The sequence below is a fragment of the Rathayibacter sp. VKM Ac-2754 genome (genome assembly GCF_009807095.1).
GTDB lineage: Bacteria > Actinomycetota > Actinomycetes > Actinomycetales > Microbacteriaceae > Rathayibacter.
Genome location: NZ_WUCC01000011.1, coordinates 32350 through 47417 on the forward strand (window position 1 = coordinate 32350; position 15068 = coordinate 47417).

Sequence of the window (15068 nt, forward strand, 5' to 3'; positions counted from 1 at the left end):
TGCGTCACGTGACCGGCCGGAATGACGCGGGAGCGCGTCGCCGCGACCATGTGGTGCGGCCCCTCCGATCCTCCGCGGGGCTCCCACGGCATCCCTCACTCCCGAAGCAGGCACCCCATGCGATTCCGCACCCTCTCCTCCGCGGTGGCGATCCTCGCCGCAGCGACTCTGGTCCTCACCGGCTGCTCCCTGAAGGAGGAGTCGTCCGGCGCCTCCGCCGAGACCGCGGCCAACGCGGCGGCGACCACCTCCACCGCCGACGTCCCCAGCCTCGAGGGCAAGACGGTCGGCATCGCGGCGAAGGACATCGTGCACGACTTCTCCCGCATCGTGTACCAGTCGGTCCAGGACCGGGTCGAGGCGCTCGGCGGCACCGTCGTCGCCACGCAGGCCGAGGCGAAGGACGACAAGCACGTCTCGGACATCGAGAACCTGGTGTCGCAGAAGCCCGACGCGATCATCGTGATCCTCGGCGACGCGACGACCCTCGCGCCGGCGCTGAAGGAGGTGCACGACGCGGGCATCCCGCTGTTCACCATCGACAACGTGTCGGAGTACTCCGAGAACAACGTCACCAGCGACAACTGGCAGATCGGCTCGACGCTCGCCCGCACCATCGCCGAGGACATCGGCGGCTCGGGCCAGATCCTGGTCTTCAACGGCTTCCCGGGCGTCGCGCCCTGCCGCATCCGCTACAACGAGCTGAAGCTCGTGCTCGAGGACTACCCGGACATCCAGATCATCCAGCCCGAGCTGCAGGACAAGTACGAGGGCACGATCGAGGATGCGAAGCAGCAGATCGGCGACGCGCTCTCGCGCTACCCGGAGGGCGAGATCTCGGCGATCTGGTCGTGCTGGGACACCCCGCAGATCGGCGCCGCCCAGGCCGTCGACGCCGCGGGCCGCGACGAGATCAAGATCTACGGAGTCGACGCCGACCAGGGCGCGCTCGACCTGATCGCCGACCCCGACTCCTCCTACACCGCCACCGTCGCGCAGCAGAACGTCGCCATCGGCGCGGGCTCGGCCGACAACGTCGCCCGTTTCCTCGGCGGCGAGGCGGACGCGGTCACTCCGACGACCTACTTCGCGCCGGTGCTGATCGACAAGGCGAACATCGCCGAGAAGACCGAGGAGCTCGGTCTCAGTGAGTAGTGCGCCGGCCCTCGTGATGGAGGGCGTCACCAAGTCCTTCGCCGGGGTGCCGGTGCTGCGCGGGGTCGGGCTCACCCTCGGCCGCGGCGAGGTCGTCGCGCTCGTCGGCGAGAACGGCGCCGGCAAGTCGACTCTCATCAAGATCCTCACGGGGCTGTACTCGGCCGACGACGGATCGATCGCGATCGACGGCGCGCCGGTCGCGATCACCGCGCCGCGCGACGCCGAGCGGGCCGGCATCCGGGTCGTGCACCAGGACCGCCACCTGGCGGGGCGGCTCACCGTGGCCGAGCAGCTCTACCTCGGTCACGAGAGGCTCCGCCGCAGGGGCGTCTCGGCCGAGTCGGTGCTCGCCGACCTGGTCGGACTCTCCGTCCGCGGCGACACCCTGGTCGACGATCTCACCGTCGCCGAGCAGCAGCAGCTGCAGATCGCGCGGGCGCTGCTGGTCGAGCCGCGCATCCTCGTGCTCGACGAGCCGACCGCGCCGCTGGCCGCCGCCGAGGTGGCGGCACTGTTCGCGTCGATCCGCCGGCTGCAGGCGCGCGGAGTCTCGGTGATCTACATCTCGCACTACCTGCAGGAGGTGCAGCGCATCGCGAGCCGCGTGGTGGTGCTGCGCAACGGCGCCAACGTCGGAGAGATCGACCTGCGCGAGGGCGACGCCGAGCAGGGCGCCCGGATCGTCGAGCTGATGCTCGGCCGCGACGTCGAGGAGTTCGCGATCCGCTCCGACCGCACGGTCGCCTCCGAGGTCGCCCCGCTTCTCGAGCTCGAGGCGCTCAGCGTGCCGGGTGCCCTCGCCGCGCTCGACCTGGTGCTGCGGCCCGGCGAGATCGTCGGAGTGACCGGCCTCGTCGGCTCCGGCGTCGACGTGCTGGCCGATGCCGTGGTCGGCCTCGTCCGCCGCGGCGGCCGGGTGCGCGTGGCCGGCCGGGCCACCGCGACAGCTCGGGCCTTCGTCGCCGCGGGCGGCGGCTACGTGCCCAGCGACCGTCGCCGCGACGGGGTGCTCGTGGCGCACACCGTCCGCGAGAACCTCTCGATCGCCTCCCTCGGCCGGATCAGCCTGGGCGGCATCGTGCCCAGCCGCCGGCGCGACCGGGCGGTCGCCGCCGAGCAGATCGCCGCGCTGGACGTGCGTCCCGCGGATCCCGAGGCCGTGGTCGGCACGCTCTCCGGCGGCAACCAGCAGAAGGTCGCCGTCGGCAAGTGGCTCGCCGCCGGATCGCGCGTGTTCGTGCTCGACCAGCCCACCGCGGGCGTCGACGTCGGCAGCCGCGCCGCCCTGTACGCACTGGTCAACCGGCTCGTCGACGAGGGCGCCGGCATCCTGCTCGTCTCGCTCGACCTCGAGGAGCTCGTCGGCCTCGCTGACCGCGTCGTGGTGCTGCACCGCGGCGAGGTTCGCGCCGAGCTGCCGCGCGCCGAGCTCAGCATCGACCGGGTGCTCGCGATCGCGTCGGGCGCCCTGGAGCACGCATCATGACCCTCATCGACACGCCCAGTCGGACGGAGGCGCCTCCCGCGCCGCGGGCGCGACGTCGCGGCATCGGGGCGCTCGCCCTGATCGGCTACCTCGTCGTCCTCGTCGAGATCGTGCTGTTCAGCGTGGCCTCGCCGGTGTTCGCGACGGGCGGCAACGTCTCGACGATCCTCATCCAGGCCGTGGTGCCCGCGATCGCCGGCTTCGGCCTGGCGATCGTCGTGATCACGGGCGGCGACGACGTGGTGCGCGGCGGCATCGACCTCGCCTCCGGCCCGATCGTCGGCCTCTCGGGAGTCGTCGCGGCCGTCGCGCTGACCGCCGGTCTCGGGGCGATCCCGGCCGTGCTGCTCGCCCTGCTCGTCTCGGTGGGCTTCGGCGCGATCAGCGGCACCGCCGTCGTGCTCGGGCTGCGGCCGCTGCTGGCAACCCTGGCCGTGTCCGGCATCGTCGGCTCCGTGGTCTTCCTGGCCACCGACAACGTGAAGGTGCCGGTCGCGGATCCGCTGTTCGACTGGCTGCGCGGCGGGGCCGTGCTCGGCGTCCCGGCGCCCGTCGCGGTGCTCGCGGTGGTCACCCTGGTGACGGCGCTCGCCGTCGGGCGGACGCCGTGGGGGACACGGAGCTACGCCGTCGGGCAGAACCCGACCGCGGCGAGCGTCGCGGGAGTGGCCGTCTGGCGCTACGTCTTCACCAGCTACCTGCTCTCGGGGCTGCTCGCGGGCATCGCGGGGCTGCTGCTCGCCGCCCGACTCGCCGCCGCGGTGCCGGGGATCGGCAACCAGATCCTGCTCGACATCATCGTCACCGCCTACCTCTCGGTCGTGTTCTCTCGCCGCTTCGTGGTGACCATCGGAGGCACGCTGCTCGCCGCGGTCTTCGTGGCCGCGCTCGGCAACGGCTTCACCCTGATCGGAGTCGACAGTCAATGGGTCGGCGCGATCAAGGGGCTGCTCATCCTCCTCGTCCTCGGCCTCGCGGCGCTCCGCGAGAGAGGGGTCCGCTCGTGACCGCCATCGCCCTGCCGCTCGGGGAGTCGCGCCGCGCGCTCGCCGTGCGCCTGCTCGCCCCCGCGACCGTCGTGATCCTCCTCGCCGTCTTCGGCGCCGGCGTCCCCGGCTACTTCGCGCCGACCAACCTGCTCAACGTCGCCAGTGCCGGCGCGCTGCTGCTGATGGCGGCCTGCGCGATGACCCTCGTGGTCCGCGCCGGCGGCATCGACCTGTCGATCGGCATCGCGATCGACCTCGCCGCTCTGGCGTCGACGGCGCTGATCGCCGACGGCTACGTGACCTGGTTCGCCGTGCTGATCGGGCTCGGCTTCGGGACGCTCGCGGGGGTCGTCAACGCGGTGCTGGTGGTCGTCCTCCGCATCCGCGCGTTCCTCGCGACGCTCTCGGTCTGGTTCATCGGCACCAGCGCGCAGCAGCTGCTCACGGGAGGCGGCGCGCCGATCTACCTGCGCCGTCAGCAGACGCCCGACGCCTTCGCCGCCTGGGGCAACGCGACCGTCCTCGGCATCGGCGTGCCGGTGCTGCTGGCGATCGGCGCCGCCGTGGTGGTCTGGCTGCTGCTCGACCACACCCGCTGGGGCCGCGTCGTGACCGCGGCGGGGGAGCAGTCGGGCGCCACCCGGATCGCCGGCCGCCGCGTGGGGATCTCGCTCGCCTCCGCCTTCGTCGTCGCGGCGCTCATCGCCGCTCTGGCCGGCGTCGTGCTCGCGTCGCGCAGCTACGGCTACTCGCCGGCGAGCGGCCAGCTCTACGTGCTCGACGCGATCGGAGCCGTGTTCATCGGCGCGACGCTCTCGGCGCACGGGCGGCCGAACGTGCTCGGCACCGCGATCGGCGTGCTGATCTTCGGCCTGATCAACAACGGCCTCGTGCTGCTCGGCGTCTCCTTCTACTGGCAGGGCCTGGTCCGCGGCTCCGTGCTGCTGCTCCTGCTGCTGGCCACGGCCGTGCTCCGGCGCGAGTCGATCGCTCCGCCGCTGCGGACGCTGCTCTTCTCCCGGAGGTGAGCCGCGGCTCGCCCCCTCCCTGCTGATCGAGTAGCCCGCGCAGCGGGCGTATCGAGATCCACCAGCGTCAGAAGGCCGGATCAGAAGCCTGATCTGCTGAAGCTGGTGGGTCTCGATACGCCCCTGCGGGGCTACTCGACCAGCGGGGGTGGCGACGGGCGCCGACTTCTCCCCCACCGCTCGAATGAGACGCGAAGCGGCTTCGCTGCTCGATACGCGCCTGCAGGGCTGCGGGCTCGAACAGCGGGCCGGATCCCGCCGTGCGCAGTCAGCTCTCCCGCAGGCCGCGCACGAACTCGCGGATGTCCGCCACCAGCAGCTCCGGCTCCTCGAGCGCCGCGAAGTGGCCGCCGCGGTCGGGCACGTCGGTCCACCGCACGATCGTGTGCGCGTCCTCGACGAACCGGCGGATGCCGATGTCGTGGGCGAAGCAGATCACCGCGGTCGGCACGCCCGAGTCCTCCGGCACGGCGCCCCACTCCGACTCCTGCGCGTAGCCGACGTACGCGGCCGAGCCCCCCGTCGCGGTGAACCAGTACAGCGACGCGTTCGCGAGCAGGAACTCGAGCCCCACCACGTCCTCCGCTGCGGTTTCCAGCGGGTGCGTCCATGCCCGGAACTTGTCGATCATCCACGCGAGCTGCGCGACGGGGGAGTCGCCGAGCAGCTCGCCCACGAGTCCCGGCCGCGTCGACTGGAGCGCGATGTAGCCGAACTCGTCCCGCATGAACTCGCCGATCCGCCGCAGCCGGTCCTGCTCGAGCGGAGTGAGGGAGGCGGCGGTCTCGTCGTCGACCTCGGGCACGAAGCCGAGGGTGCCGTTGACGTGCACGCCGATCACGCGCTCGGGGGCGACCCGCGCGACCTCGGGCGACACTCCGGCGCCGAGGTCGCCGCCCTGTACCGCGAACCGGTCGTAGCCGAGCCGCGTCATCAGGGTCGCCCAGGTCTCGGCGATCCGCCGCGTCGTCCAGCCGCCGGAGGTCAGCGGCGCCGAGAAACCGAAGCCCGGGAGCGAGGGCATCACCACGTCGAAGCCCGCCTCGGTCAGCGGCTCGATCAGCCCGAGCAGCTCGAGGTACGAGCCGGGCCAGCCGTGCGTGAGCAGCAGCGGCACCGCGCCGGGCGCCTGGGACCGCACGTGCACGAAGTGGATCGTCTGCCCGTCGATCCCGGTCGTGAACTGCGGCACCCGGTTCAGCCGTTCCTGGTACTCGGCCCAGTCGAACCCGGCCCACGCCTCGACGAGTCCGCGGAGGTAGCCGTTCGGGACCCCGGTGTCCCAGTCGTCACCGGGCAGGGGCTGGGGGAGGCGCGTGCTCCGGAGCCGGATGCGGAGGTCGTCGACGGCGCTCGCCGCGATGTCGACGCGGAAGGGGTGGATGCTCGCTGCTTCGGTCATGACTCGAGCGTGCCTGCCATCGCGGTCAGAACACGGCCGCAATGCCACGATGGAGCATGACCCGCACCACCGGACGCACCCTCGATCTGCTCGGGCTGCTGCAGACCCGCCGGGACTGGAGCAGCGCCGAGCTCTGCTCGCGGCTCGCGGTCAGCGCGCGGACCCTCCGCCGCGACATCGAGGATCTCCGCGGCCTCGGCTACGGCATCGACTCGGTGCCCGGTGTCGGCGGCGGGTACCGCCTCGGGATCGGCGCGTCCGTGCCTCCGCTGGTCCTGTCGACCGAGGAGGCGGTCGCGATCGCCGTCGGGCTGCGCGCCGCCGCGAGCACGACGGTCACCGGCATCGAGGATGCGGCGGCGCGCGCTCTGGTCAAGCTCGAGCAGTCGCTCTCGGCCGGGACCCGCGAGCGGATCACTGCGATCGAGCGCGCCGTGCTGACCCTCGGCGGCTCCGTCGACCCGGTCGATCTCGACACGGTGGTGACGATCGCGCGGGCCATCCGCGACTCGCGGAGCCTCCGGATCGACTACACCCGGCACGACGGCGAGCAGGTGCGCCGCACGATCCAGCCCCACCGGATCGTGCACACCGGCGCGCGCTGGTACGTGGTCGCGCGCGACGCCGACCGCGACGCCTGGCGGACGCTGCGCCTCGACCGGCTGGTGCCGCGCCTCCCGCTCGCCGAGCCCTTCACGCCGCAGGAGATCCCCGACGAGGCGGTCCGCGACTTCGCCTCCCGCAGCATCTCGGTCGCGCCCTACCCGCATCGCTACCGGGTGCGGATGCACGCCCCGGCCGCCCGGATCTCGGCGCTCTTCGGGCCGGCGGTGGCGAGGGTGACGGCCCTCGACGACGACTCCTGCGAGCTGGAGGCGGGAGCTGAGTCTCCGGAGCAGTTCGCGCTGTACATAGGCACGACGGGCATCGACTTCGACGTGCTCGACGGCGGTGACCTGCGCGCGGCGCTAACGGAGGTCGGCGAGCGCCTGCTGCGTGCGGGCTCCGCCGAGGGAACCGGTTCTGCGCTCGTCGAGCACGAACCGGTTCCCCCGCGTCACTCGTAGCGGAGCGACGTCACCGGATCGGCCTTCGCGGCCCGCGCCGCCGGCAGCGTCCCGGCGAGGAACGCGATCGCCATCACGACGAGGATCACCAGCAGGATCGACCCCGGATCGAACGCGATCAGGTCGAGCCCGGGCAGATCCGCCAGCAGCGAGCCCGAGAGCACCCCGCTGATCGCCGTGCCCGCCACGACGGCGAGCAGGGCGCCGATCGCGCTGCCGAGGAAGCCGATGAACGCGGCCTCGATGCTGAACAGCGAGAACACCCGTCCGCTGCCCATGCCCATCGCCTTCATCAGGCCGATCTCGCGGGTGCGCTCCTGCACGCTCATCAGCAGCGTGTTGACGATGCCGAAGCTCGCCGCGAGCAGCGCGATGATCGCGAAGGCGTTGAGCACCAGCACGATGCCGTCGACCACGGTCTTGACGGTGCCGAGCTGGTCGGCGACCGTCGAGCCGGTGTAGCCGGCGTCGGCGAGCCTGTCCTTGAGCGCCGTGATCTGATCGTCGCTCGCATCGGCAGCGAACCGCACGCTGGCCTGGGCGTAGCGATCGACCTGGTCGGCCGGCACTCCGATGCTCTGCGTCGTGAAGAGCTCGTCGGTGAGGGAGTCGTTCGGGACGATGCTCGCACCGGCGGGCGAGGCGACGCTCTCCTCCGCGACGCCGACGATGGTCGCCTCGACGACGTGCTGCGTCCGCTGGGCGTCGGTGATGCCGATCGAGAGCGTCTGCCCGACGGCGGCCGCGTCGTCCGCGAAGCCGAGCGGCTCGACGAACGAGGTGGGCAGCACGACCTGCAGCGCCGAGGAGGAGTCGTCCGGGTCCTCGCCCGCCGTCAGCTGGATCGTCTGGCCCTCGACGAGGCTCCCGACGCTCGCGACGTACTTCGTGCCGTCTCCCTCGGCGATGTAGTCGGCCGAGATCGACTTCACCGCCTGCACGTCGAGCACGCCGTCGATGCCGGCGAGGGCGTCGAGGTCGTCGGGAGTGAGGGCGACGACCGTCCGGCCGGGCGCGCCGACTCCGCCGCTCGCGATCGCGTCGGGGTCGTACTCGGTGGGGCCGGAGTCGAGCCCGGCCGCCTCGTCCGACGTCTTCGTGACGGTCATCACGTCGGAGGCGCCGACGCCGTTGACCGTGTCGTCGATGTAGGCGTTGATGCCCGTGCCGAGGCCGTTGGTGAGGGTGAGGGTGAAGGCGCCGACGAAGATCGCGAGGATCGTCAGCAGCGTGCGCGTCTTCGAGCGGAACGTGTTCGCGACGGCGGTCCCGATGAGGTCGACGGTCTTCATGCGGCCACCGCCGCCGAGTCCTCGACGAGCACGCCGTCGCGGATGAGGATCCGCCGGTCGCAGCGCGCCGCCAGCTCCTCGTCGTGGGTCACCACGATCAGGGTGATGCCGTTCTCGCGGTTCAGCGCGAACAGGATGTCCTCGACGACGGCTCCGGTCGCCGTGTCGAGGTTGCCGGTGGGCTCGTCCGCGAAGATGATCCGCGGGTTGTTGACGAGGGCCCGCGCGATCACGGTGCGCTGCTTCTGGCCGCCCGAGAGGTCGACCGCCTTGTTCCTCGCCTTGTCGTCGAGCTCGAGCTGGGCGAGGGCGGCGATGCCGCGGCGCTTGCGCTCGGCCCGGCCTACTCCGGCGATCTTCATCGGCAGCACGACGTTGTCGAGCACCGAGGCGTTGGCGGTCAGGAAGAACTGCTGGAACACGAAGCCGAAGGTGCGGTTGCGCGTGGTGTTGAGCCGGCGGCCCTTGAGCGTGCGCGTGTCGACCCCCTCGAGCTCGACGACGCCCGACGACGGCGCGTCGAGCAGCGCCAGGACGTGCATCAGCGTGGACTTGCCCGATCCGCTCTTGCCGACGATCGCGACGCTCTCGCCCTCGCGGATGTCGAAGCTCACGCCCTTGAGTGCCTCGAAGCGGTTCTGGCCCTTCCCGTAGGACCGGTGGACATCTCTCACCGAGATGATGGGCGTGCTCATGGGGTTCTCCCTCGCGGTGCGGCCCGGAGGGTCCGGGGCGCTCCGTCCAGACTCGGCGAGCGGGCCGCCGGCCGCGTCCCCCGCCCGCGCCATCCGCGTACCGCAGCCGCGGTAGTCGCCGCACCGCGCCCGGGGGACTCGCCCCCGGGACCGGGCCCGGGAGAATGAGGGCATGGAGACGGTCGGACCCTGGCACCTCCCCGGGCGCCGCAGGCCCCCGGGGTGGGTCGGTGACGTGATCGCGGCCGTCGTCATCGCGGCGCTCGCCCTGGCCCCGTTCCCGGGGCGCGAGTACCGCGCGACGAGCGCTCTGGCGCTCGGCCTGACGCTCACCCCGATCGTGCTGCTCCCGCTGCGGAGGCGCCGGCCGATCGCCGTGCTCGTCGCCGTCGTCGCGCTCTACGGGGCGGCGGCCCTCACCGGCACCCTGTCGCCGGGCGTCGCCGTCGCAGCTGCCGTCGCGATGTTCGCCGTGTCGAACCGCCATCCCCGGCGGGTGAGCCTGATCGTGATGCTCGCGACGGCCGCCTCGATCCTGCTCCTCAGCCTCCTGGCGGCGACGGTCGGCGCCCTCGACGCGCGGGTCGTCCAGTTCGCCGTCGTCATCGCGTTCGCCGCGGCCGCGGGCGATGCGACCCGCTCGCGCCGCGAGTACATCGAGGCCGTCACCGAGCGGGCCGAGCGCGCCGAGCAGACCCGCGAGTCCGAGGCCCGGCGACGGGTCACGGAGGAGCGGCTGCGCATCGCCCGCGACCTGCACGACGCCGTCGCCCACCAGATCTCGGTGATCAGCCTCAACGCCGGAGTGGCCTCCTCCGCGCTCGAGACGAGACCCGAGAAGGCGCGCGAGGCGCTCGGCACCATCCGGACGGCCGCGCGCTCGGTGCTCGGCGAGATCGGCGACCTCCTCGAGGTGCTGCGCAGCGACGAGCGGATCGCCGAGTCCGCGGGCCCGCAGCCGGGGCTCGACCGCCTCGACGAGCTGGTCCGCCGCTTCGAGGCCGACGGCCTGCAGGTCACCCTGCGCACCGAGGGCGAGCCGGACGCGGTCACGGGAGCGGTCGATCTCGTCGCGTACCGTGTGGTCCAGGAGGCGCTCACCAACGCCCACAAGCACGGCGCCGAGCACCGCGCCCACGTCCTCGTCGATGTCGGCGACGACCGCGTCGAGATCGTCGTCACGAACCCCGTGCCGGCCGAGTCCGCGCCCGCGCCCCGGGGAGCCGGCCACGGCCTGCTCGGCCTCCGCGAGCGCGTCGCCTCCGTGCGCGGCTCCGTCACCACCGGCCCGGCGCCCGGCGGCTACCGCCTCGCGGCGGCGCTGCCCCTGCCGCTGACTCACGCGCATCCTGCTGCCTCTCCCTCCCTCGCACCGGACGACCACGGAACGGACGGCCCCTCATGACCACCGTGCTCGTCGTCGACGACCAGGCGCTCATCCGCCAGGCCGTGTCGGACATCCTCGGAGGCACCTCCGACATCGAGGTGGTCGGCGAGGCCCGCACCGGGCGCGAGGCCGTCGATCTGGCGCGAAGCCTCCGCCCCGACGTCGTGCTGATGGACATCCGCATGCCCGAGCTCGACGGCATCGGCGCCACCGCCGAGATCTGCGCCGACCCCGGTCTCGCCGGCACGCGCGTCCTCATCCTCACCACGTTCGAGGAGGACGAGTACCTCGTCTCGGCCCTGCGCTCCGGGGCCAGCGGCTTCATCGGCAAGGGCGCCGAGCCCGAGGAGATCGCCGCGGCCGTCCGCTCCGTCCACGCGGGCGACAGCCTGCTCTCGCCCGCCGCGACCCGCAGCCTGATCACCCGCTACGTCCTCGCGCCGTCGTCGACGCTGATCGTGCCGCCCGAGTTCGAGCACCTGACCGAGCGCGAGCGCGAGGTGCTGCTGCTCGTGGCGCGCGGGCGCTCCAACCAGGAGATCGCGCAGGAGCTGTTCATCTCGCCGCACACCGCCAAGACGCACGTGAACCGCACGATGACCAAGCTCGGAGCGCACGATCGCGCGCAGCTGGTGATCCTGGCCTACGAGAGCGGCCTGCTGGCGCCCGGCGCCTCCTGACCGCGTGCAGAACCGAGGTTCAGAAGGGGTGACGACCGCCTGACGCGGCGACAGCTCGTCCCACCCTCGGTTCCGAACGCCGAACGGCGCTACAGCCCGATGTCGACCGGCGTGCCCTCGCCCATCTCGCCGGCGGAGTCGTTCATCGTCGCGTAGACGCCCGTCGGCACGTTCGGCAGCAGCGCGACGCTGCGCGCGACCGCCGAGAGCTCCGACTCCGTGCCGCCCGTGACGAAGAAGAGGTACTCGGGCTCGCCCGCGGCGTTCGCCCACTCCTCACCGCTGTCGTACTCCTCGACCGGCCCCTCGAGATCCGAGAGCAGCGTCTCGATCTCGTCGATCCAGGGGAACAGGTACTCGTCGTCGTCGGCCTGCTCCGGCGCTCCGGGCTCGCGGGTCAGGGGCACGTGGATCTCGAGGAACGTCTCGCTCATCCTGCGACCGTATCGTCGAGCGGGCCGGTTCGCGCCTCAGACACCTCGCGCCGGCCCCCGACCGCTCCCGCCGCCCGGGTGCGCGTCCGCAGGCGGTACAGGCTCGTCGTCGCCGTGAGGAACAGATCGCTCCCGTCCGAGCCGCCGAAGCAGACGTTCGACACGACCTCGGGCACGGGCACGAACAGCACCTCGGCTCCGTCGGGGGTGAAGACGTGCACGCCGTCGCCGGCCGACGACCAGACCCGCCCGGCCTCGTCGACGGTGATGCCGTCGGGGACGCCGCGGTCGAGGTCGGTGAAGAGCCGGCCCTCCCGGGCGCCGGCCCCGCGATCCACGACGTCGTAGGCGCGGATCCCGTGGCCGGGGCCGTCGTCGTTCGCGCGTGCGGTGTCGGTCACGTAGACCGTCCCTCCGTCGGGAGAGAAGGCGATGCCGTTCGGCTGGACGATGTCGGTGATGACGGGAGAGAGGCCGTCCGCGGCCGACCATCGGAACACCCAGCGGGCCCCGTATTCGAGCTCGCCCGGGTGTCCCTCGCGCGGCTGACTGATGCCGTAGTCCGGATCGGTGAACCAGTAGGAGCCGTCGGGCGCCTGCGCGACGTCGTTGGGGGAGTTGAGTCGCCCGCCGTCCCAGCTCGCCACGAGCTCCTCGAGTGTGCCGTCCGGCCGCTCGCGCTCCAGGCGGCGGCGCCCGTGCGAGCACTGCACGACACTCCCGTCGGCGTCCAGGAGGCGGCCGTTGGTGAACTCGACGCCCTCGCGGTGCACCGAGGTCTCGCCGGTGGCGCTGTCCCACTGCAGGATCCGGTCGTTCGGGATGTCGCTCCAGCGCAGACGTCTCTCGGCGGGCATCCAGAGCGGACCCTCGCTCCAGACGGCACCCGTGGCCAGTCGCTCCAGCGTCCCGTCACCGTGCAGCAGTGTCTCCTCGGTCATCGGGTCCTCGCTCTCGTCCTCGAGTCGGCGGAGCGCTGCCCGCACCGTGCCCTCCAGTCTGCCGTCGGCAGCGGGATCCTCGGCGGCGCAACCCCGGGCGCCCTCCGTCGTGCCGACCCGCCGCGACGTGGTTCCCTCAGGAGGGACAGTCCCGCCCGATCCCCAGGAGGCCCCGTGACCGACGCCGACGCCCTCGCCGAACTCGAGCAGCAGGAGCGCGAGCTCGTGCTCGACGCCTTCGACCACGACACCGCGTGGGAGCTGGGCTCCCGCATCACCGAGCTCGCCCGCGCCGCCGGAGCCGCGGTGGCGGTCGACATCCGCCGCCCCGGGCTGATCCTCTTCCGCGCCGCGCTCCCCGGCAGCGTCCCCGACCAGGAGTCGTGGATCGCCCGCAAGTCGGCCGTCGTGCTGCGCCTGGAGTCGAGCAGCGCCCTCGCCGCCGCCCGCTTCACCGCGGGCGGGGGAGACCCCTCGACCGGCGGCTGGCTCGGCCCCGACTACGCCCTCACCGGCGGCTCGTTCCCTCTCAGGGTGCGCGGCGTCGGAGTCGTCGCCGCGGCCACCGTCTCGGGCCTCGCGTCGATGGACGACCACGACCTCGTCGTGGAGGGGCTGCGCGGGCTGCTCGGGCGCTGAGCCGCGTCGGTCTCAGCCGGCGCACTCCTGCGACTGCTCCGTGAGGATCCAGGTCGTCGCCGGGCGCTCCAGCACCACGGTGCCGCAGTCGCCGGAGGAGAGGTAGGTCACGAAGAGAGTGGCGGCGGTCGCTGTCTCCTGCTCGACCTCGATGTCGACCTCGGCGCTCTGACCGGTCGCGCGGTAGAGCTCCGCGGTGGCGGTGATCATCTCGTCGCAGCTCGCGACCTGGAGCGGGCCGGTGGCGTTGAGCTCATCCACCATCCGCGCCGCGAGCTCCGGGGAGAGCCGGGCGCAGGCCGTGGCCGCGTCCGGAGCGCGGGAGGCCGTCAGCCACTCGCGGAAGCCGTCGGACGCACTCCGGGTCGGCACCGGCTCCACTTCGGGAGGCGTCGAGAGCGCCGGGCTCGTCGAGGCGGGCTCTGCAGCGGCAGTGCTCGGCGGAGGATCGACGGGAGACGCCGTGCAGGCGCTCACCGTCAGAACCACGGCGACAGCCGCCCCCAGCATCGCCGATACCCGCCCGCGCACCCCGTTCACGCGAACTTCCTACCAGATCGGGTGAAGACTCCTCAACATGTCAGGGCGAACGGCGATCGACAGCTCCTTCGGCGGCTCAGACCGGTCGCAGCGCGCGCAGGAGCGGCAGGCAGAGCAGCAGCGCCACCGCCGGCAGCAGGAACGCCGGACCGAGCGACGGCCCGGCCGCGATCAGCCCGAGCACGACCGCGCCCGCCACGGCGCCTCCGTAGTTGAACAGGTTCACCCGCGCGATCACCTCGTCGCTCCGCGCGGGCACGATCGTGCCCGCCGCGCTGAAGGCGAGCGGCACGAGCGCTCCCGTGGCGAGCCCGGCCACGGCGAACCCGACGATCGCGCCGACGGCCGACGGGACGGCGGCGACCACGACCAGCCCGAGCACTCCCGCGGCGAGGGCGAGGGCCGCGAGGCGCTCGCGTCCGAGCCGCGACTCGAGCGGATCGGTCGTCAGCCGGGTGAGCAGGATCGCGCCCTGGTAGGCGGCGTAGCCGAGGGGCGCGATCGCCGCCGCGACTCCGAGCCCCGTCTGCAGATAGGCCGTGCTCCAGGTCGAGACGGCGGAGTCGAGCAGGAACGCCACCAGGACGATCATCCCGACCGCGACGAGTCGGCGGCGCGGGAGCGGGGCCCGATCGACGGCGCCCGCGGGCCGGGCCGCCCGCGTCGGATCGAGCCACAGCATCCCGATCACGAGGACGGCCGCATCGACCGCCGCCGCGACCACGAGGGCCCCGGTGATCGCCCCGCTGGAGGCGAGGAACGCCGACATGCACAGCGCGCCGACGATGGCCGCGGCCGTGTACGCCGCGTAGAAGCGGCCCATCAGCGCCCGGCCGCCGGAGCGCTCGTGCAGCACGCCCTGCATGTTCTGCGCGGCGTCGAGCATGCCGAGCCCGACTCCGTAGACCACGATCGCCGCGAGGAACACCGGGAAGACCGGGGCGACGGCGATGCCGAGGATCGTGACGGCCTGCACGAGCAGGGCGAGGCACATCGCCGCCCGGCTGCCGCGGCGCACGGCGACGAGATCCGCGAGCAGCGATCCGACGGCGGCCGCGACGCAGGTGCCCAGCACGATGAGAGCGACGGCCGCGGCATCGAGCTGCCAGCGCGCGGAGGAGGAGGGCAGCGAGGTCATGATCGCCGCGTAGCCGAGCCCCTGCGCGGCGAAACCGGCGCCGATGGCGAGGCCGCGAGGATCGGTGCCGCTGCGGGTGCGCGGAGGCGTGAGGACGGACACGGGCGGCTCCTGGGCTGCGGTCGTGCGGCAGAGTTGGACCGTTGTCCAACTCTGGTCAAGAGAAGCCCAGGCGGCGGGTGCGGGCAAGCG

The 15068-nt window shown here is 72.8% G+C and carries 15 protein-coding genes; 8 read left to right on the forward strand and 7 right to left on the reverse strand.

Annotated features, from left to right (window positions below):
* Positions 1-117: 117 nt before the first annotated feature.
* The 4 genes from GRS92_RS16035 to GRS92_RS16050 are packed head-to-tail and all read left to right on the forward strand — an operon-like array spanning position 118 to position 4661.
* Positions 118-1155, forward strand: a complete 1038-nt coding sequence (locus GRS92_RS16035; RefSeq protein WP_159858260.1) for a sugar ABC transporter substrate-binding protein — start codon at positions 118-120, stop codon at positions 1153-1155.
* The gene (locus GRS92_RS16040) at positions 1148-2644 is read left to right on the forward strand and encodes a sugar ABC transporter ATP-binding protein (protein WP_159858262.1); all 1497 of its coding nucleotides are present in this window, start codon (positions 1148-1150) and stop codon (positions 2642-2644) included. The genes GRS92_RS16035 and GRS92_RS16040 overlap by 8 nt, the downstream gene beginning before the upstream one ends.
* Positions 2641-3651 carry an ABC transporter permease gene (locus GRS92_RS16045; protein WP_159858264.1) on the forward strand — a complete coding sequence of 337 codons (1011 nt, stop codon included), beginning with the start codon at positions 2641-2643 and terminating at the stop codon, positions 3649-3651. Before GRS92_RS16040 ends, GRS92_RS16045 begins: the two co-directional genes overlap by 4 nt.
* Complete coding sequence (locus GRS92_RS16050) at positions 3648-4661, forward strand: ABC transporter permease (protein WP_159858266.1); 1014 nt, start codon at positions 3648-3650, stop codon at positions 4659-4661. The genes GRS92_RS16045 and GRS92_RS16050 overlap by 4 nt, the downstream gene beginning before the upstream one ends.
* A gap of 268 nt (positions 4662-4929) precedes the next feature.
* On the opposite strand, the gene GRS92_RS16055 is transcribed toward GRS92_RS16050, so the two are convergent.
* On the reverse strand, positions 4930-6063 hold the full coding sequence (locus tag GRS92_RS16055) for an epoxide hydrolase family protein (RefSeq protein ID WP_159858268.1): 1134 nt from the start codon (positions 6061-6063) through the stop codon (positions 4930-4932).
* A 56-nt stretch (positions 6064-6119) separates the two neighbouring features.
* Here GRS92_RS16055 and GRS92_RS16060 point away from each other — a divergent pair, with 56 nt between their 5' ends.
* Positions 6120-7130: a helix-turn-helix transcriptional regulator gene (locus GRS92_RS16060; RefSeq protein ID WP_159858270.1), complete on the forward strand. Its 1011-nt coding sequence runs from the start codon at positions 6120-6122 to the stop codon at positions 7128-7130.
* On the opposite strand, the gene GRS92_RS16065 is transcribed toward GRS92_RS16060, so the two are convergent.
* Positions 7121-8422: an ABC transporter permease gene (locus GRS92_RS16065; RefSeq protein ID WP_159858272.1), complete on the reverse strand. Its 1302-nt coding sequence runs from the start codon at positions 8420-8422 to the stop codon at positions 7121-7123. The genes GRS92_RS16060 and GRS92_RS16065 overlap by 10 nt on opposite strands.
* Complete coding sequence (locus GRS92_RS16070) at positions 8419-9117, reverse strand: ABC transporter ATP-binding protein (protein ID WP_159858274.1); 699 nt, start codon at positions 9115-9117, stop codon at positions 8419-8421. The genes GRS92_RS16065 and GRS92_RS16070 overlap by 4 nt, the downstream gene beginning before the upstream one ends.
* Positions 9118-9289: 172 nt before the next feature.
* On the opposite strand from GRS92_RS16070, the gene GRS92_RS16075 reads away from it, so the two are divergent.
* Both GRS92_RS16075 and GRS92_RS16080 read left to right on the forward strand, forming a co-directional pair.
* Positions 9290-10522, forward strand: coding sequence for a sensor histidine kinase (locus GRS92_RS16075; RefSeq protein ID WP_159858276.1), 1233 nt, complete (start codon positions 9290-9292; stop codon positions 10520-10522).
* Complete coding sequence (locus tag GRS92_RS16080) at positions 10519-11184, forward strand: response regulator transcription factor (protein WP_159858278.1); 666 nt, start codon at positions 10519-10521, stop codon at positions 11182-11184. The genes GRS92_RS16075 and GRS92_RS16080 overlap by 4 nt, the downstream gene beginning before the upstream one ends.
* Positions 11185-11273: 89 nt before the next feature.
* On the opposite strand, the gene GRS92_RS16085 is transcribed toward GRS92_RS16080, so the two are convergent.
* Together GRS92_RS16085 and GRS92_RS16090 are read right to left on the reverse strand one after the other, a co-directional pair.
* Entirely contained in the window at positions 11274-11618 is a 345-nt protein-coding gene (locus tag GRS92_RS16085; protein WP_159858280.1) for a hypothetical protein, read from the reverse strand.
* Entirely contained in the window at positions 11615-12559 is a 945-nt protein-coding gene (locus GRS92_RS16090; RefSeq protein ID WP_159858282.1) for an SMP-30/gluconolactonase/LRE family protein, read from the reverse strand. Before GRS92_RS16090 ends, GRS92_RS16085 begins: the two co-directional genes overlap by 4 nt.
* A 174-nt stretch (positions 12560-12733) precedes the next feature.
* Between GRS92_RS16090 and GRS92_RS16095 the strand changes: the two genes are divergently transcribed.
* A complete protein-coding gene (locus GRS92_RS16095; RefSeq protein ID WP_159858284.1) occupies positions 12734-13198 on the forward strand; it encodes a heme-degrading domain-containing protein in 465 nt (154 codons plus the stop codon).
* A gap of 12 nt (positions 13199-13210) precedes the next feature.
* Here GRS92_RS16095 and GRS92_RS16100 read toward each other — a convergent pair whose 3' ends face one another.
* Together GRS92_RS16100 and GRS92_RS16105 are read right to left on the reverse strand one after the other, a co-directional pair.
* Positions 13211-13738, reverse strand: a complete 528-nt coding sequence (locus tag GRS92_RS16100; RefSeq protein WP_159858286.1) for a hypothetical protein — start codon at positions 13736-13738, stop codon at positions 13211-13213.
* A gap of 76 nt (positions 13739-13814) precedes the next feature.
* Positions 13815-14978, reverse strand: a complete 1164-nt coding sequence (locus tag GRS92_RS16105; protein WP_159858288.1) for an MFS transporter — start codon at positions 14976-14978, stop codon at positions 13815-13817.
* Positions 14979-15068: the final 90 nt, after the last annotated feature.